Source organism: Halobellus marinus (assembly GCF_032113415.1).
GTDB classification, from domain to species: Archaea; Halobacteriota; Halobacteria; order Halobacteriales; family Haloferacaceae; genus Haloquadratum; species Haloquadratum marinus.
The window spans coordinates 2,038,566-2,063,297 of record NZ_CP134946.1; the positions used below are offsets into that span (position 1 = coordinate 2,038,566).

23 protein-coding genes are annotated in these 24,732 nt (G+C 64.8%); 9 read left to right on the top strand and 14 right to left on the bottom strand.

What is annotated here, in order from left to right:
* Window position 1: 1 nt before the first annotated feature.
* The 6 genes from RJT37_RS10240 to RJT37_RS10265 all read right to left on the bottom strand — a co-directional run bounded on the left by RJT37_RS10240 (window position 2) and on the right by RJT37_RS10265 (window position 7,397).
* Complete coding sequence (locus RJT37_RS10240) at window positions 2-1,300, bottom strand: FtsZ/tubulin family protein (protein ID WP_313684131.1); 1,299 nt, start codon at window positions 1,298-1,300, stop codon at window positions 2-4.
* Window positions 1,270-3,348, bottom strand: coding sequence for a hypothetical protein (locus RJT37_RS10245; protein WP_313684132.1), 2,079 nt, complete (start codon window positions 3,346-3,348; stop codon window positions 1,270-1,272). The genes RJT37_RS10240 and RJT37_RS10245 overlap by 31 nt, the downstream gene beginning before the upstream one ends.
* Window positions 3,345-4,421: a hypothetical protein gene (locus RJT37_RS10250; protein WP_313684134.1), complete on the bottom strand. Its 1,077-nt coding sequence runs from the start codon at window positions 4,419-4,421 to the stop codon at window positions 3,345-3,347. Before RJT37_RS10250 ends, RJT37_RS10245 begins: the two co-directional genes overlap by 4 nt.
* 1 nt (window position 4,422) lies before the next feature.
* Entirely contained in the window at window positions 4,423-4,740 is a 318-nt protein-coding gene (locus tag RJT37_RS10255) for a hypothetical protein (RefSeq protein WP_313684136.1), read from the bottom strand.
* Complete coding sequence (locus tag RJT37_RS10260) at window positions 4,737-5,915, bottom strand: FtsZ/tubulin family protein (protein ID WP_313684138.1); 1,179 nt, start codon at window positions 5,913-5,915, stop codon at window positions 4,737-4,739. The genes RJT37_RS10255 and RJT37_RS10260 overlap by 4 nt, the downstream gene beginning before the upstream one ends.
* Window positions 5,916-6,410: 495 nt before the next feature.
* Window positions 6,411-7,397 carry a metal-dependent hydrolase gene (locus tag RJT37_RS10265; RefSeq protein ID WP_313684140.1) on the bottom strand — a complete coding sequence of 329 codons (987 nt, stop codon included), beginning with the start codon at window positions 7,395-7,397 and terminating at the stop codon, window positions 6,411-6,413.
* A gap of 142 nt (window positions 7,398-7,539) precedes the next feature.
* Between RJT37_RS10265 and RJT37_RS10270 the strand changes: the two genes are divergently transcribed.
* The 4 genes from RJT37_RS10270 (at window position 7,540) to RJT37_RS10285 (ending at window position 11,510) form a co-directional block, all read left to right on the top strand.
* Window positions 7,540-8,835, top strand: a complete 1,296-nt coding sequence (locus tag RJT37_RS10270) for an outer membrane protein assembly factor BamB family protein (RefSeq protein ID WP_313684142.1) — start codon at window positions 7,540-7,542, stop codon at window positions 8,833-8,835.
* Window positions 8,836-8,905: 70 nt separating this feature from the next.
* Window positions 8,906-10,033: an aminotransferase class V-fold PLP-dependent enzyme gene (locus tag RJT37_RS10275; RefSeq protein ID WP_313684144.1), complete on the top strand. Its 1,128-nt coding sequence runs from the start codon at window positions 8,906-8,908 to the stop codon at window positions 10,031-10,033.
* 219 nt (window positions 10,034-10,252) lie between these two features.
* A complete protein-coding gene (locus RJT37_RS10280) occupies window positions 10,253-10,816 on the top strand; it encodes a hypothetical protein (protein WP_313684146.1) in 564 nt (187 codons plus the stop codon).
* Window positions 10,817-11,024: 208 nt separating this feature from the next.
* Entirely contained in the window at window positions 11,025-11,510 is a 486-nt protein-coding gene (locus RJT37_RS10285) for an Lrp/AsnC family transcriptional regulator (protein ID WP_313684148.1), read from the top strand.
* Here RJT37_RS10285 and RJT37_RS10290 read toward each other — a convergent pair.
* Window positions 11,507-12,523, bottom strand: coding sequence for an amidohydrolase family protein (locus tag RJT37_RS10290; RefSeq protein ID WP_313684150.1), 1,017 nt, complete (start codon window positions 12,521-12,523; stop codon window positions 11,507-11,509). The genes RJT37_RS10285 and RJT37_RS10290 overlap by 4 nt on opposite strands.
* A gap of 388 nt (window positions 12,524-12,911) precedes the next feature.
* Between RJT37_RS10290 and RJT37_RS10295 the strand changes: the two genes are divergently transcribed.
* Window positions 12,912-14,399: a proton-conducting transporter transmembrane domain-containing protein gene (locus RJT37_RS10295; RefSeq protein ID WP_313684152.1), complete on the top strand. Its 1,488-nt coding sequence runs from the start codon at window positions 12,912-12,914 to the stop codon at window positions 14,397-14,399.
* Window positions 14,389-16,818, top strand: coding sequence for a DUF2309 domain-containing protein (locus RJT37_RS10300; RefSeq protein ID WP_313684154.1), 2,430 nt, complete (start codon window positions 14,389-14,391; stop codon window positions 16,816-16,818). The genes RJT37_RS10295 and RJT37_RS10300 overlap by 11 nt, the downstream gene beginning before the upstream one ends.
* Window positions 16,819-16,909: 91 nt before the next feature.
* On the opposite strand, the gene RJT37_RS10305 is transcribed toward RJT37_RS10300, so the two are convergent.
* From RJT37_RS10305 to RJT37_RS10335, 7 genes are all read right to left on the bottom strand, one after another.
* A complete protein-coding gene (locus RJT37_RS10305; RefSeq protein WP_313684155.1) occupies window positions 16,910-17,311 on the bottom strand; it encodes a secondary thiamine-phosphate synthase enzyme YjbQ in 402 nt (133 codons plus the stop codon).
* A 396-nt stretch (window positions 17,312-17,707) separates the two neighbouring features.
* Window positions 17,708-18,325, bottom strand: coding sequence for a CDP-alcohol phosphatidyltransferase family protein (locus RJT37_RS10310; protein WP_313684157.1), 618 nt, complete (start codon window positions 18,323-18,325; stop codon window positions 17,708-17,710).
* Between the two features lie 28 nt (window positions 18,326-18,353).
* Complete coding sequence (locus RJT37_RS10315; RefSeq protein ID WP_313684159.1) at window positions 18,354-18,890, bottom strand: adenylate kinase family protein; 537 nt, start codon at window positions 18,888-18,890, stop codon at window positions 18,354-18,356.
* Entirely contained in the window at window positions 18,887-19,984 is a 1,098-nt protein-coding gene (gene hisC / locus RJT37_RS10320) for a histidinol-phosphate transaminase (protein ID WP_313684161.1), read from the bottom strand. Before hisC ends, RJT37_RS10315 begins: the two co-directional genes overlap by 4 nt.
* A gap of 87 nt (window positions 19,985-20,071) precedes the next feature.
* Complete coding sequence (locus RJT37_RS10325) at window positions 20,072-21,649, bottom strand: GMC family oxidoreductase (protein WP_313689930.1); 1,578 nt, start codon at window positions 21,647-21,649, stop codon at window positions 20,072-20,074.
* A gap of 46 nt (window positions 21,650-21,695) precedes the next feature.
* Window positions 21,696-22,307 carry a gluconate 2-dehydrogenase subunit 3 family protein gene (locus RJT37_RS10330; RefSeq protein WP_313684163.1) on the bottom strand — a complete coding sequence of 204 codons (612 nt, stop codon included), beginning with the start codon at window positions 22,305-22,307 and terminating at the stop codon, window positions 21,696-21,698.
* Between the two features lie 53 nt (window positions 22,308-22,360).
* Window positions 22,361-23,092 (bottom strand): fumarylacetoacetate hydrolase family protein, encoded by a 732-nt coding sequence (locus tag RJT37_RS10335; RefSeq protein WP_313684165.1) that lies wholly within the window; start codon window positions 23,090-23,092, stop codon window positions 22,361-22,363.
* A gap of 127 nt (window positions 23,093-23,219) precedes the next feature.
* Between RJT37_RS10335 and RJT37_RS10340 the strand changes: the two genes are divergently transcribed.
* The 3 genes from RJT37_RS10340 to RJT37_RS10350 all read left to right on the top strand — a co-directional run bounded on the left by RJT37_RS10340 (window position 23,220) and on the right by RJT37_RS10350 (window position 24,700).
* Window positions 23,220-23,390, top strand: coding sequence for a DUF7560 family zinc ribbon protein (locus RJT37_RS10340; protein WP_313684167.1), 171 nt, complete (start codon window positions 23,220-23,222; stop codon window positions 23,388-23,390).
* Between the two features lie 213 nt (window positions 23,391-23,603).
* Complete coding sequence (locus RJT37_RS10345; RefSeq protein ID WP_313684169.1) at window positions 23,604-24,239, top strand: helix-turn-helix domain-containing protein; 636 nt, start codon at window positions 23,604-23,606, stop codon at window positions 24,237-24,239.
* A gap of 56 nt (window positions 24,240-24,295) precedes the next feature.
* Entirely contained in the window at window positions 24,296-24,700 is a 405-nt protein-coding gene (locus RJT37_RS10350) for a helix-turn-helix domain-containing protein (RefSeq protein WP_313684171.1), read from the top strand.
* Window positions 24,701-24,732: the final 32 nt, after the last annotated feature.

Genomic DNA, 24,732 nt, shown 5'->3' on the forward strand with positions numbered 1-24,732 from the left:
GTCACTCCTCCAGCCGGTTACGGTACTGTCTGAGGTTCTCCTCGATCCGTTTGACCCGGGCGAGCTGATCGGTCGACTCGCCGCGTCTGAGGCCCTCTTTCTCCGTCTCGTAGAACTCCCAGGACTCCTCGAAGAGGGGGCCGAGATCGAAGCCGGCCAGGAAGACGAGCACGTCCATACTGTTGCGCCGGCCGGGTGCCTGCGCGAGGGTTTCCATCCCGACTGTCCCGCGGAGGCCGTTCTCGGCTTTCCACTTCGCGAAGCCCTCGCCGACGCGGCCCATCGTCACTTCGCCCGACTGCATCTTCCGTTCGGGCGCGCGGACGATCACGTACGCCGCTTTCGCAGTCGAGGGATCCAGCGGCACAAATGCGTTCTCGACGGCGCTTTCGATCGCGAGGTCGATGTCCAGCCCGGTCGGTTTCTCCATCGCCGTCCCGAACGTCCCGTGGTAGGCGCCGTGGAGTTGCGGTTTCTCCACGTAGTCTTTGACGTCGATGGTGCTCTCCGAGAGCCGACCGGCGCTGATGAACAGGTCGATGGCGTCGATGATCCGCTCGTTGACCAGCGTCTTGTCGTCGACGTAGTCGCCGCGGCTGTCCTGTCGGACGTCGTCTTCGTCGTCCTGCAACGCGAGCTCCTTCAGCCGAGTGTTCGACGCGAGGATCGTCATATCGGCGTTCGGCTCGCCGTCCTCGCGCATCAACAGCCGCGAGAGGCCACAGATCGCGTTGTAGTGTCGCTGGGCGGACTCGTAGTCGAACGGCCACGCCGCCAGAGCGAACTGCGTGATACCGTCGAGCCACGCGGCGTTCATATCCGCCGTCTTTCCGCCATCCGGGCCCTGTGAGAGCTGATCGATGATGTACGGGACCGACCCGTTCCCGCTCCCGCCGCCGAGGGCGACGGAGTACATCAGCGCCTCAGAGCCGCTGATCTTGTTGTTTATCGGCCGGAAGATAGTCTCGAAGTCCTCCTCGGCGAGGCGTTCGCCCTCGAAGAAGTCGTTGCCGACGCCGACGGAGGCGCCGCCGAACGTCTCGACGTGCTCGCGGGAGAGCGTCTCCCGATCGATCGCGAGGTCCGACTCGTTGCGGTCGATGTTCCGCATAATGTCGGTGTCGTTCGTGTTGACGAGCACGACTCGCTCGTCGATCCCGGGGTTGTCCTTCCGAGTGAGAAACTGGATGGCGATGTTGCCGCCGCCCTGCCCGACGGCGACGATTCCCAGGGTCGTGTAGGCGCGCCCGTCGCGGTCGTCGGCGGCCATCAGGCGATCACCACCTTTTCGTCGGTCCACTCGAAGTCGACCTCGGTTTCGACCTGCCGCAGCAGGTCGCAGAGGAGTTCATCACTCGCCGGCACTGTCAGGTATCGTTCCCGGATGTCGTCGTAGCACATTTCGTTCTCGTCGGGTAGTTTCTGATCGATGAGGTCCGCCAACTGCGTTTCGAGGCGTTCTCTGTCGTACACCAACACGCCGTCGCTCTCCTCACGGACTGAAAGCCCGGCATCGTCAGCCCAGAGTGCGAGCACACACGGGCGGTATTTGTCCTGGACGCCGATGTCCATCCCGTCGGTGAGATATCCCTGCTGGTCGTAGCGGGCGTCGACCCTGCCGGCTACCTCGTCGAGGAGGAGCTCGGCGTCCGTACGCATCCCGTCACAGAGCCGGTCGATCGCGGTCTCTTCGGCCAGTGTCACGTCGACCGTCCGGTCACGATCGAGCGTGACCTCCGTTTCCCGCCGGCCGTACCGGTCGTCGTCCGTCGAGACGGTCACGGTCGCGCTCCCGCCAAGCAGGGGGTCGAACTCGAACGTTCCGGCGCCATCGATGGTCCGGGTGAGGCGTCGGCGTTCGTCTCTGATCCTCGTTTCGACCGTAACATCGCGGGTTTCCGGCGGGTCGAGTCGGACCTCGACGGTCAGATCGAACTCCTGGGCCGCGACGTCGGCACCCTGCGTGAGCGCGGGCCGGCTCTCCAAGTAGGTCACGTCATCGTTGCGGTAGGCGTACAGTTCCATCATCGGGGCGGCCGGGTTGTACGGAACCTCGCCGGGCGTCACCTCACCCTCCGTCGCGAGCGTCCGCTCGACCTTCCCGCTGGCGTCGTCGTACGCCAGGATGGCACCCTCGCGGTCGGCGGCCTCGTCGAGCGCCGCGACGAAATCGTCCACGAACCCTTCCCAGCGGCTCCGGAACGCCCGTAGGTCCGGGGCGTCCCGCAATTCCTCGCGGGGAGAGCGATCCAGAACGGCAGGCCGCTCGAAGTAGTCCGGCGGAGCGTCAGCATCGCTGAAGGTGCCGAGGTATGCTGTCAGTTCGTCCTGGAGATCCGAAATGATCTCGGCACACGCCGACAACACCTGCGGCCGGAGTTCCGATTCCAGCCGATCGAGATCGAACGCGGAGTCGAGGTCGGCCAGCTCCCGTTCGGCGTCGTCGATCTTCTGGAACTGGGAGTCGGAGGCGTACCCCGCCACTGACGACGACTGCACCGTCTCGATGAGGTCTTCGAGTTCCGCCCGCTTCTGTTGGAACTCCGACCGCTCGGCGTCCTCGATCTCCGCTGCCACCTCGATGACGTGGTCGGCAGCCTTCCGGTACTGGCCGTCGGCGACGTACGCCTCCAGGGTGGCTCTGTCGACGACGGGCTCTCCCGCGACGTCGTGGACGCGGGCGACGGCATCGCCGAGTCGATCCCTGAACTCCTCCTGGTGGGATTCGAGCCGCTCGGTCAACTCCGTGGGTTCCCCGGCATCGGCCCCGACCACGGTCATCGCCTCGCTTTCGGGTTCCGCGAGGAGATCCGCGTCTCGCAGCCGCTCGATTCCCTCGTTCATCTCTCCGACTTTCGATTCGACGAACTCCCTGAAGCCGGCGCGCAGCCGGTCTTCGAGGATGTTCCCGACGTTCGTCTGATACTGAGTGATCTGGCCTTCGCCCATCTGGTACTCGACGACCTCGACGTCGTAGCCGCCGTTTCCGGCAGTGACCGAGAACCCACGGTTCTCCACGCCACGTTTGAGATCCTCGATCTGGTCGGCGTGTTCGGAGGGGTTCCACGGCGTCTCGCGGTCCAGCCGCTCGTAGGTTTCGAGCAGTTCCTCGAGGTCGTCGGCGAGGTCCCGACTCCGGGACTCGATCCGCGGTGAGGTCTCACTCGACGAGCGGGTGACGCGGCGGTGCCACAGCAATCCGCCCACCAGCAGAATCACCGGAACCCCCCCAGCGAAGAACAGCACTGCCTCCCCAGACCCCGAAAACAGGAACACCGCGAGTCCCGCGAGCGCGAGTGCGAATACGATACCGCCGGCCGTCAGCGCGTCCCGTCGTGTCGATTTCATAGTCCGATCACCGCCCTGAGAGCTGCCACGAGTGCATCGACGAGCCCGAAGTACCATACGATACCCGTCGCTGCCAGAAGCAGAAGCACCGCAGCACCCAACTGTCCTGCTAGCTGGCGTGGACTGAAGTCAACCGCCGAAGTCCGGCTCCGCTTGTGCGCGACTTCGCCGAGGATTTTGCCCGTCACGTACCGTCCGAGTGCGCCGCCGACGACGGCGCCGACGATCAGGAAGCCGACTACGTTGAGGAGGAGCGACGTTGCCCCGTTTCTCGCCCGGGAACCGAGCTTCTCGTTGGCCGCCCTGAGATCGTTCTGGACTGCCGTCACTGTCTCCTCCCGGTGATCCGCATACGCCCCCATCGCGGCCGTGGCATCCGCGTCGCCGGCCGCCGCGGCGGCGAAGAGCGACCGCTGAACAGTGTCGTAGCTGTCCCGGAACGCCGTCGTCTGATCGAGTTCTATGATCCGACCCCGATCGACGGCGGCGCCGTCGGCGTTGATCTCCGCCGCTGCCGTGCGCATCTCCCCTGCCGTCGACACGTACGTGTCGTTGGCATCCTGGAACCTCGTCAGCCGGTCCTCGTCGGCGAAGGAGATCCGGTACGGCCCCGAGCCGCCGACCGAGACGACGTCGAGGGTTCCCGCCGTGGCCTCGATATCGGGGGTGTTCACTTCCGAGGGCCCGGAGATAGCCGAGTCGGCCCCGAAGTCGATGGTGACCCGTTCGTCCACGTTCGCGATGGTGATCTCGTAGCGGTACTCCGAGCTTCCCTCCACCGTTATGCCGTCGATCGCGTCGCCGTTCAGCTCCCAGCGGCTGCCGGTCGGGTTGGTGTCGAACTCACCGCCGGAACAGAGGACGAGTTCGCCCCCCGTCCCGGCGTATAGCGTGGCCGAGTCACCGGGCTGTACTGCCGTTCCGTCCGGGAGCACTACCACGAGGCTGTCTCCCGCAGTGCCCGGACAGATCGAACTCGCGTCGTCGCCCGACTGTGCCGTGGTCGGCGCGGCGACTCCCGCAAGAAGCACCATTCCGACCACCACGCCGAGCACGATTCCGTTCACTCGCATCTCAGGGCCTCCGGTTCAGATACGTCGCGATCGATCCGATGCCGATTCCGAGCGCGAGTCCCACGAGTGCGCCCACGCCGCGCAGGTGGTTGATCCACTCGGCGTTCGCCTCGCTGATCCGTGCGACGAGTCGCAGATTGCGTTCTGTGCGGTCGACGAGGGCGGCGAAGTTCCCGGCGTCGCCTGTCCCCTGTGCCGCTGCCGGTCCCGCACCGATCCGGAGCAGAAGGGCCGCGGCCACGACGAGCACAATCGTGCTCGCGAGAAGCGTCGCTCTCGGCCGCGAGCGCCACCACCGAAGCGTGTCCTTTTCTCTCACGTCGATCCCTCCCGTTCCGCGATACGTTCGATCTCCGCGATCCGATCGAGGTTCTCCCGCTCGAACCGGAACGCTGTCGTCACCGACGCCAGATTGCGCTTCGTCACGGCCCACCCGGCGTTCGCATCCGAGCAGTAGTACAGGAGTTCGTCGTAGACCGCACCGAGTGAGATCTCCTTTTCGTTCCAGCACCAGGCGGGCGCCTGCGCGACTGCGACGGCGCTTTCGGCGTCGGTCGGCGTGAACCCGTCCAGGGTCTGCCGGTCGATGGCGTCGGCGATCAGTTCGGTCTCCCGTATCGGACGTCGACCGATCTTCCCCGGGGTGAGATACCCGAGTAGCGACTCCGTCTGTCGAACGCCGCGCCCGAGCGTGGCGTACCCCGCACGGAACCCGTCGCCGTCGATGAAACGGACGAGGTCCTGCAGATCGACGTCCTGCATCTGGACGTCGAGGTCGCCGCCGGTCCGTTCCCGCTCGGCGCCGAGGACGATGTCGAGGAACGCGTCGGCGACGTAGCGGTTGTAGTCGCTGAACTCGTTTCCCTGCGCAACGTCCAGCGCCAGCCGCTGGTTGTCGACGAGGACGATACTCTCGACCTCCGTTTCGAGGTTGTCGAGGCCGAACACCGTGTTCTGACACTGGGTGATCTGACCGCCGCCAGCGTCATCGTCGTCTTCCCAGCCTGTCGCGTCCACCAGTTGGGTGTTCGGAAGCACACCGACAGCGATGATGTCCATCTCCGACGGCGAGTACGATCGGATCTCCCGGGCGAGATGCGGCGCGATCCCACAGCCGGTGCCGCCGCCGAAGCCCAGGAAGATGAACGCGTACTGCAGCGTCGAGGGATCCGCCTCCAGTTCCGCGTACACCTCGTCGAGCACGCGGCCGACCTCGCCCTCGTTTCGCTTCATCACCTCGTCGGACGCGGTCGGCGTCTGTCCGAACCCGCCCGTGACCTGTTCCTCGAACCCTCGTTCGGTCCCGCCCACGAGCCCCTGGTTTCGCGAGATGCCGTACCACCGTTCCTGCGGAATGTTGTCGAGCCGTTCGAGGTCCTGGATCGTCGAGTTGAACGCGATCGCCTCCGCCCGGAGGTCGATGTTGTCGTGTGCGAATATCTGATCGACGATCTGGGTCCCCGCCTGCCCCGCCCCCACAAAGAGATATTGCATATGACAGTTGCTGTGAGTTTTCGGAACAGGCCTATTATACTTGACGACCAGGGAGTCCCGACGCCATCATCCGACTCCGTCCCGGCCGCCTGTCTTTCCCCGGGTGCGGGACCGCGATCGAACGCACTCAGCGACGGGCGCCCCCGGCCCGTCCCCCGGAATTATACACAAGACTTTTACTCGTATCGTTGAATTGTCCTGTACGGTCACGGACGAACGCCTCGACGGGCGCCCGGGTAGGGGTACACGAGCGAACGTCGGACGTCGTCCCACGGATATTTTTCGGAGACCCAACGGCGAGCAGCGCCGCGCGGGTCGAACCGGTCGCGAGCTGCTACCACCTCTTGAAACGCGGCCAGCCGGGTCGGAGTCGGGAATCTGGTACACTATCGCCCCCGACGTAGACGGAGATCGCCACGGTATGGATGGAGTATCATCCACGAGGTAGACGGAGTTCTGCACACGAGGTAGACGGAGACGCTCGATATCCCGGCTTCAGAGCCACATCGCGGCGTACACGGCCGCATAGCCGGCGAGCGCGAGGGTCGTTCCGGCGAGGGCGATCCCCCAGTAGGCGAAGCCGGCGCCGAGGTCAACCGCCGCTGGTCGCGTCACCGGCGGCAGCCTCGGCCTCGTCCGGTACCACGAGAGCACGCCGCAGGCGGCGCCTACCGCCAGGATCGAGAACACGAAGTGATACGACACGTCGAGGGTCGGCGGAACCAGGACGAACGCGGCAGCGCCGTACGTCGCTCCCAGCCCCGCAGTGCCGTCCGTGACGGTCCAGAGTGTCCGGTCCGTGACGACGACAACCGCGAGCGTGGCGAACCAGATCGTCGCCAGTTCGATACCGAAGGCTCCGAGGAGATGCATCGTCGGGTCCGGATGCAACACGATCCGCTCTGAGAGGACTGCTGTCTCGAACGGGTACAACAGCTGTGGGGGCTGTCCGGTCACGAGGTCGCCCCACGGATGCGTGAGAAGGCCGATCGTGGCCGCGAGCCCGACGGTTCGCGCCGAGAGGTTCGTCACCCGACGCGTCGCCGCCGCGATGGCGACGCCCACGGCCACGAACGCGCCCATCACGATTCCGCCGAGTGGCCCGCTTACGGCGATGGCGACGCCGACGACTCCGACGAGAACGGCGGCCGCCACAGAGCGAGTCGCGACGGTTCTGGGCGTCCGACCGCGGAGGGTCCAGATACCGAATAGGGGGCCTGCCACCAGCGCGATCAGCAGCGAGTGCGTCATCGACCGGTGGACGCTGTTTGCGGCCTCCCAGAACGCCGACGGCGGGAGCCCGTTACCGAGGAACCGCCCGGCGTCGAGAGCGACGACAGCGTACACGACGTCGACGTCCGGGAGTGCCGCAAACGCGCCCATCACGGCACCGAGCGTCAGTGCACGCCGGGCGGGCCAGCCTCGCCACTCCGCAAACAGCACCGCAAGCGCGAACGCGAGGAGGGCGTGGCCAATAAACACGTTCCCGATAATTCTCTCTCTGAGTACATAAGCGCTCGCCTCCGGATGTGGCGTGGTAGCGGGTCTCTCCCGGGATGTCAGGTATTTCAGCAACGTCTTTCCGACCCGCATATATTTGTGCGTCTCCGTGGATGGATGCCGTATGGGTGCTAGGGACCGGCCCGCGATCCACTGGACCTACGATGCGGCCGCAGCAGAACCGGATGGGGCGGTCGGGAGCGCCCGACCGGAGGTTGTCGAGGCCGCGGACGGAACCTTGCTCGTCGCCGGCGATCGGTCACTGTCAGCCGTCGATCCGGCGACCGGAAACAGATTCTGGGCGGAAACCTTCGAGAAGCGGGTTGCCATCGAGGGGACAACCTCGAACGCCGCTATCGTCTCGGAGGGGTCGCGTGATGTGCTAGGCGAAGACCCTGTCACGCTCGTCGCAGTCTCGCTTGAGTCCGGGACTCGGGTCTGGGATCTGCGTGCGGACCTCTCTGATACGGTTGTCGACGACCGAACGCTGTTCTACCGGACTGACGATACCGTCACGGCTGTTGATTCGTCGACGTGGAATCGACTGTGGCGTACGACTGTCTCGGACGCGAACGCGTTGGTTCCAGATCTGTTGGCTCACGGTCTTTTGGGCGTCGGCACCGTCGATACCGACACCGGCGGGTTGGTCGCTCCCGGGGCCTTTGTGGCGCTCGATACCACTACCGGCACTCGACAGTGGAGGAGCACCGACGTCGACCCAAGGGTCGGTGTCAATCCATATACGAACAGTGACGACCCGGCGTGGCAGATTCTCACCGACGAAGTCGCGGTGACGAGTAGTCGGGACCGCTCGCTCGTCGCTATCGATACGACAGATGGTACGCTGCAGTGGCGGTTCACCCCGGATCGAACGCTCCCCGTCGTCCGACCACTGGCAGCGAACGACGACTACGCCGTTGTCGGAACGTTTCAGGCGACAGTTGTCGCTCAATCGGTCACTTTCGACAGCGCAGCGGACGCGGTCCATCTGGTCACCCTGGATACGCAGACCTGTAAATGGCACTCCGAAACCGGGTCGTACGAACCTGGAACCGGGGCCGCTCTGCGTGGAGGGACGGTTCTGATCTACGACCACGGCACCATCGAAGCCCTCACTCTCTCAACCGGGACGCAAAAATGGGAGTTCGAGACGTCCGGGACTTTCAGCACCCGGGAGACTGTCAGTCACGTCGACGACAAATTCCTCACCGTCTGCCAGGGAGGGACAGTGTATCTGGTGTCTTCGGAGACTGGAGAACCGCTGTGGACCTTCGCTGGCGGGAACAGCAGCGTCGGAGCGCTCCAAACGGCGGAGCGACTCATCGTCGCTAACCACGACAGCGGCGACGGCGTGGTCTATGCTCTGGACTGGTCTGCCGGCGATGATTCGAACCACCGGACGCGCGTATACTCCGGATGAGCCGGCTTTCCAGTCAGCACGGCCTCTCAGTCGACAGCCTCTAAGTGCCGACCCCGCAAAACAGCATCTAATGACGACGCCTGCAGAGGTCCGCGACGCTGTCCCTGTCTTCGACGACGTCCGCTATCTCAACACCGGCGCGAGCGGCCCGACCCCACGACCGATCGTGGAGGCTGCCCAGGACGCGATTGAGGCCCACGAATGGGAAGCAGCCAGCAACGAGGGTCCCTATCCGCATGCGTTCGATCTGTACGATGACGTTCGCGCCGATGCGGCAAGTTTCATCGGCGCCGAGACCGAGGAGATCGCGCTGACCCAGAGCACGACCGACGGCATCAACCGCTTCGCGTCGGCACTCGAATGGGAACCGGGGGATGTCATCGTCCGGACGGATCTGGAACACCCTGCGGGAATCCTTCCCTGGCAGCGGCTCGAACGCCGCGGGTGTGAGGTGCGGATTGCTCCCACGACCGATGGCCGAATCGACCGCGACGCCTACCGCGACGCAATCGCGGATGCGGATCTCGTCTGTCTCAGCGCACTGACCTGGAACTACGGGACGCGGCTGCCGGTGGGCGAACTGACGGCCGAAGCCCACGACGCCGGGGCGTCTGTCCTGGTCGACGCGGTACAGGTCCCAGGCCAGTACGACGTCGACGTGACCGACTGGGGTGCAGACGCCGTCGCGATGGCGAGTCACAAGTGGATGCTCGGACTCTGGGGCGGCGGCTTCCTTTACGTCGATAGCGAGGTCGTCGCCGACCTCCAGCCGTCCGCAATCGGATACCGGAGCGTCGAGGACTCGGGCGCTGTCGACTACACGCTGAAAACCGGGGCGCCGCGATTCGAGGTGGGGACGACGAACCCCGCTCCCTACGCTGCACTCTCGGCGTCGGTCGATCTGATCGGGTCTATCGGGCTCGATACGATCGAATCACACATCGGCGATCTCGCGGTCCAGTTCATCGAAGGCGTTCCGGACGGGCGGCTCATCAGCCCGCGGGACCCGGAATCGGGGCTGGTGACCGTTCGCGTCGACGACCCCGAATCGATCGTTGAGGGGCTCCGCACGGAGTACGACGTCGTCGTCCGGTCACTCCCCGAACCCGAGGGTGCGGTTCGGGCCTCGCTCCACGTGTACAACACGCCCGCGGACGTCGACAGGCTCCTGACTGGGCTGCACGACTTGGCCTGGTAGCTTCCGCTCGCTTTTTTCCCTTCCAGATCGCTCTTGGTTCGCTGACTCCGGTTCGGGAGTGTACCCTGGGACTCCACCCTTCAAGACCTATTTGATATACCGGTATGTGATTTATATTCCGGCAGCTGGTCGATCTTCGGTCGGGTGACAACGAATCTCGCCTGCTCAAGTCCCGTGCCGGAGAAGTCATACGTCCCCCCGCTGTAGAACCTCCAAGAGATGCCACGACGCGACACTATCAGGGTCCCGCTTGAACCGCTTCGACAACGGGTAGCGGAAGCCACTGGTCGATCGGCTTCCTTCATCGATCTAACCGAGGTAGAAGTGACGGAAAACGCCCTGGAGGTGACAGTAGAGCAACCCGAAGGGGATGTTCCGGTCGTCGAGGTAGTAGTGGAGGGGCCCGACGGTCGGACGGATCGGACGCCGGCCCGACTCGATTCGCCGTCCGGACTGCGAGTGTACGGCGAACTACTCCGGATCGAATATGCCGGGCGCGATGCCGAAACCGACGAGATCCTGGTGTCGGTCGACCGCAAGGCCGGCGACAACTGGGAGACGTTGCTCGGCTGTGGACAGATATGGGCGGTCGAAACGACCCAGAACGGCGAGTCGGCCTCCGTTTCGTGTCACGTCGAGACGCCCTCCCAGGCGGAAGAAAACGAGGAATCGAAGGAAGCGGTGGCGGATGATGACGATAGCGCCCCCGAGGGCGGGGGCGACGAACAGCCGGAAGAAGACGCAGAGAGCGCGGATGGGTTCTTGAGCAGTCTCGGCGGCTAACCACGCCGGGTCTCGGAATTCCCGTTGACACCAGTAGTGAACTGAGGATTGCTATACCTAATTCCTCTGATTCAGCAGGGTTCGATCGGACCGATCCGGCGTTTTGGTGTATCGTGTGATCTCGAAACGGTGGCGACGCAGAGAGCCATCAGTCCGAGCGATTCGGAGACGTACAAAGGTAAAGTACCCGTGCTGCGGACATACACCTATGAGTGATCAGGATATCGACGACGTCGACAGAGCGATCCTGTATGCGTTGCAGGAGGATGCCAGAAATATGTCGTCGGGGGAGATTGCAGATCGGACCGGGACCTCCAGCAGTACCGTCCGCAAGCGCATCCAACGGCTCGAATCGGAGGAGGTGATCAAAGGCTACAGTGCCGAGGTCGACTATCAGCGCTCCGGGTACCCGCTCCGAATGTTGCTTTTCTGTACAGCGTCGATCCCCGAGCGCGGCGACATCGTGCCCGACATCCTCGATATCGACGGCGTCGTCTCGGTTCAGGAGCTCGTCACCGGCGATCAGAATCTCCTCGTGACGGCGGTCGGCGAATCGGACAACGACATCACTCCGGTCGCACAGGAACTGCTCGATATGGGGCTAACGGTAGCCGACGAGGTCCTCGTCCGGAGTCACGAGACGACACCCTTCGGCAAATTCGATCCCGAAACGTCCCGTGAGAAAAGCCCTTAGACAACGACCCGCTCGATATCTAGCGCGGTCGCCCGTCGGACCACCGCCTCCACCGGATCCGCCGTACCAGTCAAGTTGTCCGAATCGCCATCGAGCACGACGAGCGCTGCCGGCCGCCCGGATGCGATGATACCACTCTCGCGGCCGATGATATCGGCACCGGCTCTCGTTGCCATCTGCAGCACTTCTCGGGCGGTCACATCGAACTGCTTCGCAGTGAAGGCCATCTCTCGGAACATCGACGGCGGATTCAGCATCACGTTGTCCGTCCCCAGCGCGACGGTCGTGTGATCGAGTAACTCCCGTATCGGCGGGCGGCCGACGTCGAGGACGGCGTTCGCACGGGGACAGACCGCGACCGGAACTTCCTGCTCTGCAACCCGGTCGAGGTGGGACTGCTCCGCGTGTACCATATGGACGAGCAAGTCAGGATCCAAATCGAGCGCGGGGTCGATATCCGTCGGATCCGGTTCGCCGGCGTGGATAGCAAACGGCCGGTTCCTCTCCGCGGCGGCAGCGCGCTCCGAGCGAAAATCGTCGTCGTTGGCACCACTGGCACCGTATCCGTCCGCAACGTCGAGAACTGACGCGTCTCCGGAGCCGAAGATAAACGGGTCAAGATCGACCGATTCTGCAGCGTTCCGAAGTGCACGAGCACCGGAGATTCCCGATTCTCGGAAATCCAGACACGAGACCGTACCTGTCCGTTGCATATATCGTAGCGTCCGGCGCATCGCAGCCACCAGTTCTGCGGGATCCGCGGCCGCAAGCCGGCGGTGCTTCAGACTATTGGGTGGGGCCACCGCCTCCTCGAGTGAGTGGCCGACGGCCGCCTCTTTCGCGACCGAGTCACCCAGATGCGTGTGCGCGTTGACGAACGCGGGCAGGATGATCAACTGGGACGTTGTCTCCGCCTCTTCGACAGCCGTGATGCGGCCGTTGTCGATCATCACGCGCCCGCGAACCGGCTCGAACGATTCACCGGCGAGGATCGTCCCGGCGATTTCTTCCATACTGGAACCCCGAACGCCGTAACGATATGATTTACTGACGGGAGAATACGAACGAAGCGGTATTCTGATTTCACAGAGTCGTCCTGTGAGACCGCTATGGCTTGAGACGCCGTTGGTGACTTCGAGTCGTCAGTGATGGACTGATAGCCCTCTGTGAGGGTCTCCGATCCTCGGAAACGCACCCATCCAATTCGGCTATCGGTTTCGGGAACTGTCGACTGACCGCCCGAAACCATAATGTTCTATAATCTGGTTTTGGAGAACGTTCTGGTAATATAGATAGATTTATTAGGCGTTCTGTTCGTATTTCTGGTAATCGCGACCGATAGTCGTTATCCGGATGCGAGATCATCCGGGGCGGAGTTGTCGGTCGCAGACGGATCAAACGATGGGAGGACAAACGCAGTCGACGACGGTGGGACAGCTTCCGACCCCGCGGACGGGCAACTCACGCGTCCCAGCGGTCCTGACGAAAGTCGTCTGGACGCTGTGGATACTGAGTTGTGCTGCAGTGGTTGTGTTTCTCCGAAACACCGGTGGGTGGGAGATAGCGGGCCTCGCGAAGGTCGACGGACTGACGGTCGTGATGTGGGTGACCGTCACGTTCTTCAGCGGGATCGTCCACAGCTACTCGCGGCGCTACCTGGCCGGCAGTCGCACGATAGACCGGTTTTTCGGCCGCGTGTTCGCGTTCACGCTGATGGTGATGGTTCTCGTCTCAGCCGACCACCTGGCGGTGTTCGGCCTGGCCTGGCTTGCGATGGGGCTCGTGATGGCCGACCTGATCGGCCACGTCGAGAACTGGCCACAGGCGCAGTCCGCAGCCTCGCTGGCGCGTCGGTACTTCGTGGCAAGTAGCGCGGTCCTCGGAGGAGCCCTCGCGGTGCTTTGGTGGGGAACCGGGGCCACGACGATCTCCGGAGCCCTCTCCGCCACCGCAACGACGCCGTCGACGATTCTGCTGTCGGCTGCCGCTGCCCTGGTGCTAGCGGCGATGATCCAGTCGGCGCTGCTTCCGTTCCACACGTGGTTGCTTTCGTCGATGACGGCCCCCACGCCCGCCTCGGCGCTGATGCACGCCGGCTTCGTCAACGCCGGCGGGGTTCTGCTCACGCGGTTTGCGCCCGTCGTCACCGTCGACGCCGGCCTGATGCTGGCCATCGTCGCGATCGGAGCGGCGAGTGCGCTGGGCGGAAAACTCCTGAAGACCGTTCAGACGGACATCAAAGGCCAACTCGGCTGTTCGACGATCGGGCAGATGGGCTTTATGATCCTCCAGGCCGGACTCGGCTTCTTCGGAGCGGCTGTCACACACCTCATCCTCCATGGCTTCTACAAGGCCTATCAGTTCCTCGTGTCCGGAAGCCGGATCCAACACGAGAGTCCCCGGCAGACCAAATCGTGGGGAGCCTTGGGCGCCGTCGACGTGATCGGTATCGGTCTCACCGCACTGGTCGGCGGCGGCCTCTTCGCCGCGCTTACAGGCAAGGGAACGAAACTCGACAGCGGACTGCTGCTCACGTTCGTCGTCGTCCTGACCGTGGTCCACGCTGGCCGCGAGGTCGTCACACAGGCCTCGCTTCCGACCTCACTCCGGTACGGAGCCCTCCCCCTTGTCGTGCTGCCGGCAGTTGCGGTCTACGCCACCGTCTACCGCGCGATCACCGGGCTCCTGGCTGGGCTGCCCGCGGTCGGGCAACCGGCGGAGTTGACGGTCCTCCACGGACTTGTCGCCGTCGCGTTCGTCGTGGCGTACGTCGCCATCGAGACCGGGATCTACAAACGCAGCCGGCGCCTGTACGTTGCGCTCGTGAACGCGACCCAGCCACCAGCCGAAACCCTACTGACTGCTACGGAGGAATACAATGAGTACTGATTTCGCAATCGAGGAGAGCATCGAATCGGCGGCCGAATCGGTGGGGTCGCTCTGGCCGCTGCACTCGTTCGTGACGGCAAACCCGCTGGCCGGCTTCGAAGACCAGCCATTCCACGAGGCCGTCGAAGCCGCAGAACAGGTGCTCGGTGGCGACGGCTACCCGAGCGCCGACGTGTTCCGGGACGCCTGGGACGCCGGCCGGATTGAGCCGTATGAGTTGCAGCGGGAACTTCGGTCCAACGGGTACGAGATGGACCCGGAGACCTCGCTGGACCGGCTGGCTGCCGCAGAGTCGACCAGCACGTCAGAAGCGGCGCCCGAAACGGAGCAGGTCGAGGCTGTCCTGACGAAGTGGCTGGCAGCCTTCCTCGATCAGGGACGTGCGGCGTGGGAGATGCCGACCCGCGAACAGGGGTTCTACGAGGCGTTCCGAGGCGTTGCCCCCTACGATGGCAACATCCCCGACAGTCGCGCGCTCGCGACGCTCCCGGCGGATCCCATCGAGGCGATTCGCGACAGTCTCACCGACTACCCCGTCGGTCAGTGGGTAGAAATCTTCGAGTTCCACCTCGCGAGCCTTCCGGGGTGGACAGGGTTCATCAAACAGCGCGCGGCCGACGGCGACGAGTGGCAGTCGACGTACCCGATTACCCTCTCTGGCTACCTCGCAGTTCGGCTGGTGCTCGCCGACCAGTTCGATGCACCGCTCGCTCCGAGCGAGGCCCCACAAGTCGAAGAGGTTGGTGAGTTGGATCCGGACCGGGTGCCGCTGCCCGAGGTCTGGCTGAACGCGTGGGAAGCGAGCTACCGCTCGGAACTCGTCGAGTCGCTCACCGACGCGAGTGCATCGTTCGACGACGCTCGTGGCGGGGACCGTCCGGACGCGCAGTTGGTCTTCTGCATCGATACGCGCTCTGAGATCATCCGGCGTCACATCGAATCCACCGGCAACTACGAGACCCACGGCTACGCCGGCTTCTTCGGGGTTCCGATGCGCTATACGGGGTACGACTCGGACGTGAGCGTGGACGCCTGTCCACCGATCCTCGAGGCGGAACACCGGATCAGCGACCGGCCGCAGCAGACGACCGACGAGACACGGGGGGCGTACGATCGCTGGCAGAGCGCGCTGCAGGTCGGAAAATCTGCGATCAAGAGCCTCAAGTCCAACGCCGCGACGGCGTTCAGTTTCGTCGAAAGCACCGGTGTCGGATACGGGCTTGCGCTGGCCGTTCGGACGCTAAGTCCCGCAGGCTTCGCTGGCTTCCTCGACAGGAAGGACGCCCACGTCCCCAACGAAGCGGACTTCTGTGCGCCGGCAGTCGATCACGATCCGGACTCGGAAGGGGACCTGCCCGCGGGCCTGACGCTCGACGAAAAGGTCGAGTACGCCGCGACGGCATTCGAGTTGATGGGGATCGAGGAGTTCGCCAGGGTGTTCGTCTTCGCCGGGCACGCCAGCCAGACCGCGAACAACCCCTTCGATTCCAGTCTCGACTGCGGCGCGTGCGCCGGTAATCCCGGGGGCCCGAACGCCCGTGTCCTGGCGACAATCTGCAACGAGGACGCGGTCAGGCGTGAACTCCGCGAGCGCGGGATCGACGTCCCGGAGGATACGGTATTCCTCGCGGGCGAACACAACACGACGACCGACGAGGTGGAACTGTATGCGGGAGATGTCCCCGAGACCCACGCCAACGACATCGAAAAACTGCGTGCCGACCTCGAAGTCGCACGCGCCGGTGCGGCCGCAGAGCGGGCTGGTGATATGGGCGCCGAGACTGACTCGGGAGTCCGCGAGACCCGGCGTCGTGCCGCCGACTGGGCGGAGACGCGGCCCGAGTGGGGCCTCGCCGGAAACGCCGGGTTCGTCGTCGGACCCCGTTCGCTGACCGACGGCCTCGATCTGGACGGTCGGTCCTTCCTGCATTCCTACGACTGGCGGACCGATCCCGACGGCGACGCGCTGGCGGCGATCCTGACCGGCCCGATGGTGGTTACCCAGTGGATCAACACGCAGTATTATTTCGCGACCGTCGACAACGCCGTCTACGGGAGTGGCTCGAAGGTAACGCACAATCCCGTCGGCAACGTCGGCGTCTATCAGGGCAACGGCGGCGATCTGATGGGGGGCCTGCCGCTGCAGTCTCTCCGAAGCGCCGACGACGAGCCCTACCACCAGCCGCTCCGGCTCTCGACTGTCATCCACGCGCCGGTCGACCGCGTGACTGCGGTACTCGCCGAACACGACCAGCTGATCGAGCTGCTGGACAACCACTGGCTCTCCTTGACGGTCGTCGATCCGACACAGGATCACCGGGCGTTCCACTACGACGGCGAACTGACGTGGATGCGGATTTCGGAGCAGCCGAAAGTCAGCCCCGACCTCTCGGCGACCGCCTCGGTCGCGGACGATTAGCCGCTGCGACTTCTGAAACCTCCCACATCAACCCGTTTCCCTCGATGAGGATCGCTAGTCGGGTTTCTGTTCGACTGCGCTGCAATCACCGTCAGTCGCTGACCGCCGGGGTCGTCGTGACCTCCAGCGTTCGCGTCCGGGGACCGTCGCACTCGACGAACAGGATCGACTGCCACCGTCCGAGATCGAGGTCGCCGTCGACGACGGGGACGGTCACGCTCTCGCCGAGGAAAATCGCACGGAGGTGCGCGGCGGCGTTGTCGTCGATCTCGTCGTGACTGTATCGCTCCTCGTCCGGTACGATCCGCCCGAGCGCGGTTTCGATGTCCGACAGCAGTCGTGACTCCGGTTCGTTGACGACGACGCCTGCGGTCGTGTGCTGGACGAACACCGTACAGGTGCCGCGGGTGAGGTCTGATGGGACCTCGGCTGCGACGTCGTCGGTCACATCCACTGTATCCGTCTTGTCTGTCGACTTTACGGTAATCGACATAGCAGAGGGTACGAGAGAGAACGTGTTTAGTCTGGCTGTGGCTCCGAGTCGACATTCGAGGTCCGAATTCGCGGTCACCGGCGGCGTGCCGCGTGTGACGCTTGGATCCCACTGCCGATTTTCGGGCTCATCGGCCCCTGCCGCTCTCGCTACGATGGCATTTCGATCGAGTTCCCCCCGCCGACCTGCACCGGGAGGCTCGTCCGGAGGTTTATATCAGATTGCGCGGCCACCGCTCACCGTGACGTAAGAACGGCCCCGCGTCGGGCAGCGGTAGCTCGGCACGTCGACGCGGGGAGCGAAACGTGTGCCGACTGTTCGCACTCATCCGTCTGTGGGGACACGCGTCTCCTCCCTCCGGATCAGAAGCCTCACGAACGGCTCGTAACCCGTCTGTTAGAGATCCGACCAGGCGCCCCAGAACCGCTGCAGCGCGGTCAGGTGACCGACCACGGCGAAGAAGACAAGCAGCCAGCCGACAAGAGAGAGTCCGAAGGGCCTGGCGGGGACGGCGGGGACGGCAATCGACACGGCCGCAACGACCGCCACCGTGCCGATGATCGCCAGCCGGTCCGCCCGTCCGACCAGACCGCCGTAGGCCCGGCCGAGTCCGACGGCCTGGATCTGGGTGCCGAGGTACGATGTCATCAGGACGCCCGTCACCGCTGCCAGGCCCAGCGCGTACGCATCGATACCCGCCGCGAGCCCCACGAGCATCGCGATGTCGGCGTAGCGGTCCAGCACGTGATCGAGGAGGTCGCCGCCGTCGCTCTCGATACCCTGCGCCCGGGCGAGTGCCCCGTCGACGAGGTCGAGCCAGCCGTTCGCGAACACACACGCTGCACCCAGGACGTACCACAGCGGCGACCCGACCGCGAACGCGCCGCCGGCAGCGACCGCGAACCCGAACGCGGCGAGGCTGACGCCGTCCGGACTCAGTCCCAGCCGGTCAGCGACGGCAACGAACGGTTCCAACAGCCGATCCGCGAGATCGCGGTACTGATCTAAGGTCATCGGGGTCCTCCAGCGAGCGGGACCGCACTCATAGGTATTCGACGAAGTCGACGACGCCGACCCGCGGCGCTAGCCCGCCCTCGATAGCGGCGACGACGTCCTCAGCGACTGCCTCCGGCGTTCGGTCGGTCGTGTTGATCTCCCAAACAGAGTCCTCGCCGTGCATCTCGACCGCTTCCGCGAGGATCAGATCCAGCGCCTCGCTCTCGGCGTTCTCCGCAATCGTCGCCTCCGATTCGCCGCGCTCGCGGAGTCGGGGTTTCAGCGACTCCGGGTGACAGCGGAGCACGATCACCCTCTCGACGTCGAGGAGGTGAGACAGGTGCGACTCCACGAGGAGGTCGCCCCCATCGTCGGACTCGTTCCGATAGTCGTCGAGCCACGCCCCGACGGCCTCGATGTCTGCGACGAGCGAGTCTCTGTCGAGATCGTGTTCCGCCACGAGGTCGTGCTCGCGGACCACCTCGTTGAGGTGGACCACCTCGACGTCCGTCAGCGCTTGGACTGCCTCGGAGACAGAGGTCTTTCCCGTCCCCGGCGTTCCGCTGAGCGCGACCCGAGTCACAGTTCGACGGCCTCCGGTCGGATGTCAGCGACGACGTCGTTGATCACCTCGACCGCCCGGCGGGTCTCCTCGCGGGTCCCGCAAGAGATCCGGATACACTCGGGGAGGCCGAAACTGGAGGTGTCGCGGACGATGACGCCACGCTGCTGGGATGCGTCGGCGACGGCTGAGGCGTCGCCGACCGCACAGAGCACGAAGTTGCCGCCCGAGGGCCACGTCGGCACGTCCAGTTCCTCGCGGAGATACTCGCGAGACCAGCGTGCGGTTTCGACAGAGCGTTCGAGGTGGTCGTCGTCGTCGAGCGCCGCGAGCGCGGCGCGGCAGGCCACCTCGTTGGCGGCGAAGGGAGTGTTCACCCGCGCGTAGACCTCCGCCCACTCGCTGGGGACGGCCGCGTAGCCGATTCGCAATCCGGCGAGGCCGTAGGCCTTCGAGAAGGTACGGAGGATCGCGACGTTGTCGTACTCGCCGAGGAGATCGATCGCCGACGGTTCCTCGGCGTATTCGGCGTAGGCCTCGTCGACGACGACGAGCGTCTGGTCGTGAACGCGTTCCGCGAGGGTCCGGATCTCCCCGCCGTCGAGTACTGCGCCGGTCGGGTTGTGGGGGGTCGTCACGAAGACGATTCGCTCGCCGTCGTACGACGACAGAACGCCTTCGGCGGTCTGCTCGAAGTCGTCGGCCTTCGAGAGCGGATACGTCGACACCTCGCCGTGGTGGTACCGCGCCGACATCGGATAATACGAGAAGCCGGGATCGGGAGCGAGAATCTCGTCGCCAGGTTCCAGGAAGGCCCGCGAGAGGTAGTCGATCGCGCCGTCGGCGCCGGCGCTGACCCACACTTGTTTGGCGTCGATCTCCCACTTCTCGGCGATCCGATCGGTGAGATCCGTGTGGGAGGCCTTCGGGTAGACGTTCACGTCCGCGGCGGCGGCTTCGACCGCCCTGACGGCGTCCGGGCTCGGGCCGTGCGGGTTCTCGTTGGACGACAGTTTCGTCAGTTCCTCGGGGTCCATCCCGAGATCGCGGGCCACCTCCTCGGCCCCGCGTCCGGGTACGTATGCCTCGTGTGCGGAGAGGTCCCTGGGTTGCATACACGTACGCAGTTGCCCGCGGGTCTTGAAGGGTACGTCTCGGATCGGTGGAGACGGCGAATCCGTCTCCGAGTCGTCGGCGATGACCTACAGCGATTCCTCGATCGCCCCCGCCGCCCGGAGCGACAGCGCAGCGATCGTAAGCGTCGGGTTCATCGCCCCGCCCGTGGAGAAAACCGACGAACCGACGAGCCAGAGGTTCGAGAGGTCGTGCGTCCGGCAGTCGGCGTCGACGACGCTCCGTTCGGGATCCTCGCCCATCCGCGTCGTCCCCATCTGGTGGAACGCCGGTCCGGTGGCATCCGGGCCGACAGTCCACTCGATCGACGCGCCGAGTTTCTCGAGGATCGCGTGCTGGATCTCGTTAGCGCGGCGGATCGCTCGCTCGGTCCGCTCCGAGATCGACCACTCGACGTGCGGGACCGGATTCCCGTGGTCGTCGCGGCGGTCCGGATCGAGCGTGACCCGGTTTTCCGCATCCGGGAGTTGTTCGACGAGTCCGCCGATCGCGACGTGGGTCCCGTAGGACTCGCGGAGTCGACTCAGCAGTTCGTCGCCCCACGCGTCGGCGCCGAGCGCCTCGATCACTGGTGAGGGGCCGGCGTAGTTGAGAAATTCGAGTTTGACGCCCTCGACCGGTTCGGTATCGTCGTAAAACTGGTGGCATTCGCTGGTGTTGAATCCGACGTGGTTCTGGCGCGTCGGCTCGTCGAGCCGCCCGCCGGCTCCCGCGAACAAATGGTCCATAAAGAACCGGCCGACCGCGTCCGAGGAGTTTGCCAGTCCGTCGGGATACTGGTCGGATGCCGAGAGGAGGAGCAGTCGGGCGTTTTCGACGCCGCCGCAGGCGAGGACGAACTGCACGGCGGGCTGCCGGTGTTCGGTCCCGTCGGGCGTCGCGTACACCGCCGCCTCGATCGTCTCCCCGCGTTCGTCGTGTTCCAACCGCTGAACGGGAACGCGGTCGACGATGCGCGCGCCGGCCGCCCTCGCCTTCTCGATGTGCGATTCGGCGGTGTACTTCGCCCCGGATGGACAGACCGGTTTACACGTCCCATATCCCTGGCAGGCCGCGCGGCCGTCGTACGGCTCGGGATTGCGGGCGTTCGGCACCGAATGCATATCGATCTCCAGGCGCTCGCAGGCCTCCGCGAAGAGCGAATCCGAGTAGGAGGGCGGGAACGCCGGGAGAGGAAACGGCTCCTCCCGCGGCGGCGCGTAGGGGTTGTCCATCGCGCCCGCCACTCCCAGCGCGCGCTCGGCTTCGGCGTAGTAGTGGCGCAGGTCGTCGTAGTCGATCGGCCAATCGGTGCCGACACCGTGGCGCGTTGCGAGCGCGAAATCCCGCTCGTGCAGCCGCATCACCATCCCCTGCCAGTGGAGGGTCGAGCCGCCGACGCCCTTCACCCGCGCAGCGTTTAGCGGGTACTCCCGGCCGGCGGTGCTGTAGGCATCCCGCGGCCCGCCCATCTCCCAGGGGTCGCCCATCCCGGGTCGGATGTGGCGCTCCTGCGCTTCCGTCCGATCAGCGATGTCGAATCGGGGGCCGGCTTCCAGGACGACCACGTCCCTCCCGGCCTCTGCGAGTCGATGAGCGACGAGTGCGCCCGCGGGACCGGCCCCGACGACGCAGACGTCCGCCCGCGACGACGGGGTGCGGTCGATAGCGTCGCCCGCGCCGCCGTCGTCTTGACTGCGGGCCCGGCGGCGATCACTCACCGTCGCCACCTCCCGTTTTTCCGCCTGGCATCTCCTCCATCGAGGCGCGCTGGTAGCTCTCGATCCCGCCAGGGTGGCCGATCGGGTTCTCGATACCGACCAACCGTCCCCCAGTCGGCGACGAGTAGAACGCAAAGAGGAGGTCGTTGACGATATAAAAGCGGATCCGGTCGGTGATCGGTCCCTCGGGATCCGGATCGGCGGTTTCGACGCCCAGATCGCGGATCAACTGGTCTCTCGTGTCGGGTTCGAGGTCAGCGTAGGCCGTTCCGTGCCAGTCGCGGGCGGTCGCATCCAACTGGGCGGCGGCTTCGCGCAATCCGGTGCGGTACGCCGGGCGGCTCTCGACGCGCCCCAGGACGTACGTCTCGACGAACGCCCGGCGGCCCTCGACGTCGTCTGGATAGACGACTTCGGCGGCCGCATCCAGTAAATCGAGGAGATCGGTCGAGAGGTCCGGCGAATCCGTCGGATTCGACTCCTGGGCGTCGGCCGCGCCCGCGTCTGCTCGCGGCGGGTCCAGGCGGCCGACGAGTACGCCGGCTCCAACTGTCGCCCCTGCGGCCGACAGTGCCGCCAGCGCGTCGCGTCGCGTCAGTTCCACGCCCCCGGATTAGGTTAGCCTAAACTTAGGAGTTGCCTTTCCGGACAGCGCCGCTACGGAATCCGGACGTCGTGTTCGAGGACGCCGACGCCGTCGAGTTCGACCTCGACGTGGTCGCCGTCTTCGAGCGGTGCGACTCCGGCGGGCGTGCCGGTCGCGATGATATCGCCAGGTTCCAGCGTCAGGTAGGTCGTGATCTCCTCGATGAGATCGGGGACCGAAAACGCCAGGTGGTCACGCGAGGAGGACTGGCGCGTCTCGCCGTTGACGCGGAGTTCGATCGTCGCGTCTTCGGGCACCTCGTCGGGAGAGGCGACGACCGGGCCGATCGGCGCGGCGTTGTCGAAGGCCTTCCCCCGGACCCAGTTTGTCTCCTGCCGCTGGTCATCGCGGTTCGAAAGATCGTTCAGGCAGGTGAAGCCTGCGACGTACTCCATCGCCTCGTCAGCCGCGACGTTTCGTGCCGCATCGCCGATCACGACCGCGATCTCGGCCTCGTGGTCGATCCGTTCCTTGCCGGCCGGCAGCGTCACCGTGTCGTTGTAGCCCGCCACCGCGTTCGGGGGTTTGAGAAAGAGGAGTGGACGGTCGGGGATCTCGTTGTCCATCTCCGCGGCGTGATCGGCGTAGTTGCGGCCGATACAGACGATCTTCGATGGTTCAGACGGTGGCAGGACGTCGATTTCGTCGAGGTCGTACGTCCGCCCGCCGAAGGAGACGTGATCGCCGTGCCACTCGCCGCGTCGGGTCGATCCGGCCGGGTCTCTGAATTTGACTGTGTGCATATCTGCGGATTCGTCACTGTGGCGTTTCGTTCTTTCTATCTGGACTCCGGCCGACGGGGCGCGGCGTTTTCACGTGCTTGGAAACAAAGGAGGTGATTTACTTCGGGATTGTATATCATAACACACAATGAACAGCGTGGAGGGGGGAGAGTACGTTTTCGTCTGCGTCGAGTGCTGCGAACGGCTGGTGGTGAACGAGTCGATGAAAGACGAACTCGTCGAGCAGGGATGTGTCATCTGCGGGGCGTCCGTGACGCCCGATGCCTTCGTCCGTAACCCGACCTCTGGCTCGCCGTGATCTCTCCGGAGACTCTCCCTTCAGTATTTCTCCGGCCAACCTCGCTTCAGTATCTCGCCGGACACCCTCGCTTCAGTATCTCTCTGGCCAACCTTGCTTCAGTATCTCGCCGGACACCCTCGCTTCAGCGCTTCCGCGGCGTGCGTCCGCACGGTCGACCCATCGTAACCTCCCTATAATTATACACCGCCACGAGGATCACTAGGAGCGTTTATGCCGACCGGGATCCGAACCACAGTCGAGATTCCCGCCTCCGACGTCTGTCCGATCGTGGAACTCTCGGGGGCGGCCCAGACGACGATCGACTCGATATCGCCGAACATCTGCCCGCCCGACTGTGCGGAGAGCGTGACCGAATTTTCGACGGACGAAGACCACGTCCCGGACGGCGACGTCACGCGGGTCTTCTCAGACGGGGAGACGCACCGATACCGGCTGACGCACGGCGACGGAGTAAGCTGTCCGTGCGAATGTCTCGGTGCCCACGGGTGTCCGGTCACTCGATACATCGCAGCGGAGGGCACACTCACCGTGGTGTTCTATGCGGCCGAGTACGACCAGCTCCAGGAGGTCGTCGGCGCACTCCGCGAACGGTTTCCGGAGGTGGACATCAAGCGGTTAGTTCGGTCGCCGACGGAAGCGGACGACCGAGACAGCGTGCTGGTGGATCGAGGCAGGATCACGGCTCGCCAGCTCGAAGTGCTCGAAACCGCACACGAGATGGGATACTTCGAGCGGCCGCGGGAGACCAACGCAACGCAGGTCGCCGCCGAACTCGACATCCACCCATCCACCTTCAGAGAACATCTCACTGCGGCGGAATCGAAGATTCTCGACGATCTTTTATAAACCTGCCCGGATATCGGGGGTGCGCCTTCCTCCCGATGGATGACAAACGTACGTATATGGGACTATCACTGCCATCACCTGCGATCGGCTATCATCTCGACCCGGCCGCGGAGCACGTCCGGAGGGTAGAAGACGAAACCGCGATTCAGGTACTCCTCGAGGCGCTCAACGACCCCGATTGCCGCGATATTCTCGATGCGACCAGCGACGTCGCACTCACCGCGGCCGAGGTTTCTGAAACGTGCGACCTGCCGCTCTCGACGACGTACCGGAAACTCGATCACCTCACCGACGCCGGACTGCTCGAAGAAGGGACTCGCATCCGTAACTCCGGCAAGCACACAAGCGAGTATCGTCGACTGGTGGAGAGCGTGATCGTCTCGCTCACCCCCTCGGGGGAGACAGCGCTGCACGTGGCGAACCGGCGGGACGCCGAACGTATCGGTTCGCCCGCTCAGTGACCGGTGCGATCGAAGTCATCTGGCCGTTCCGG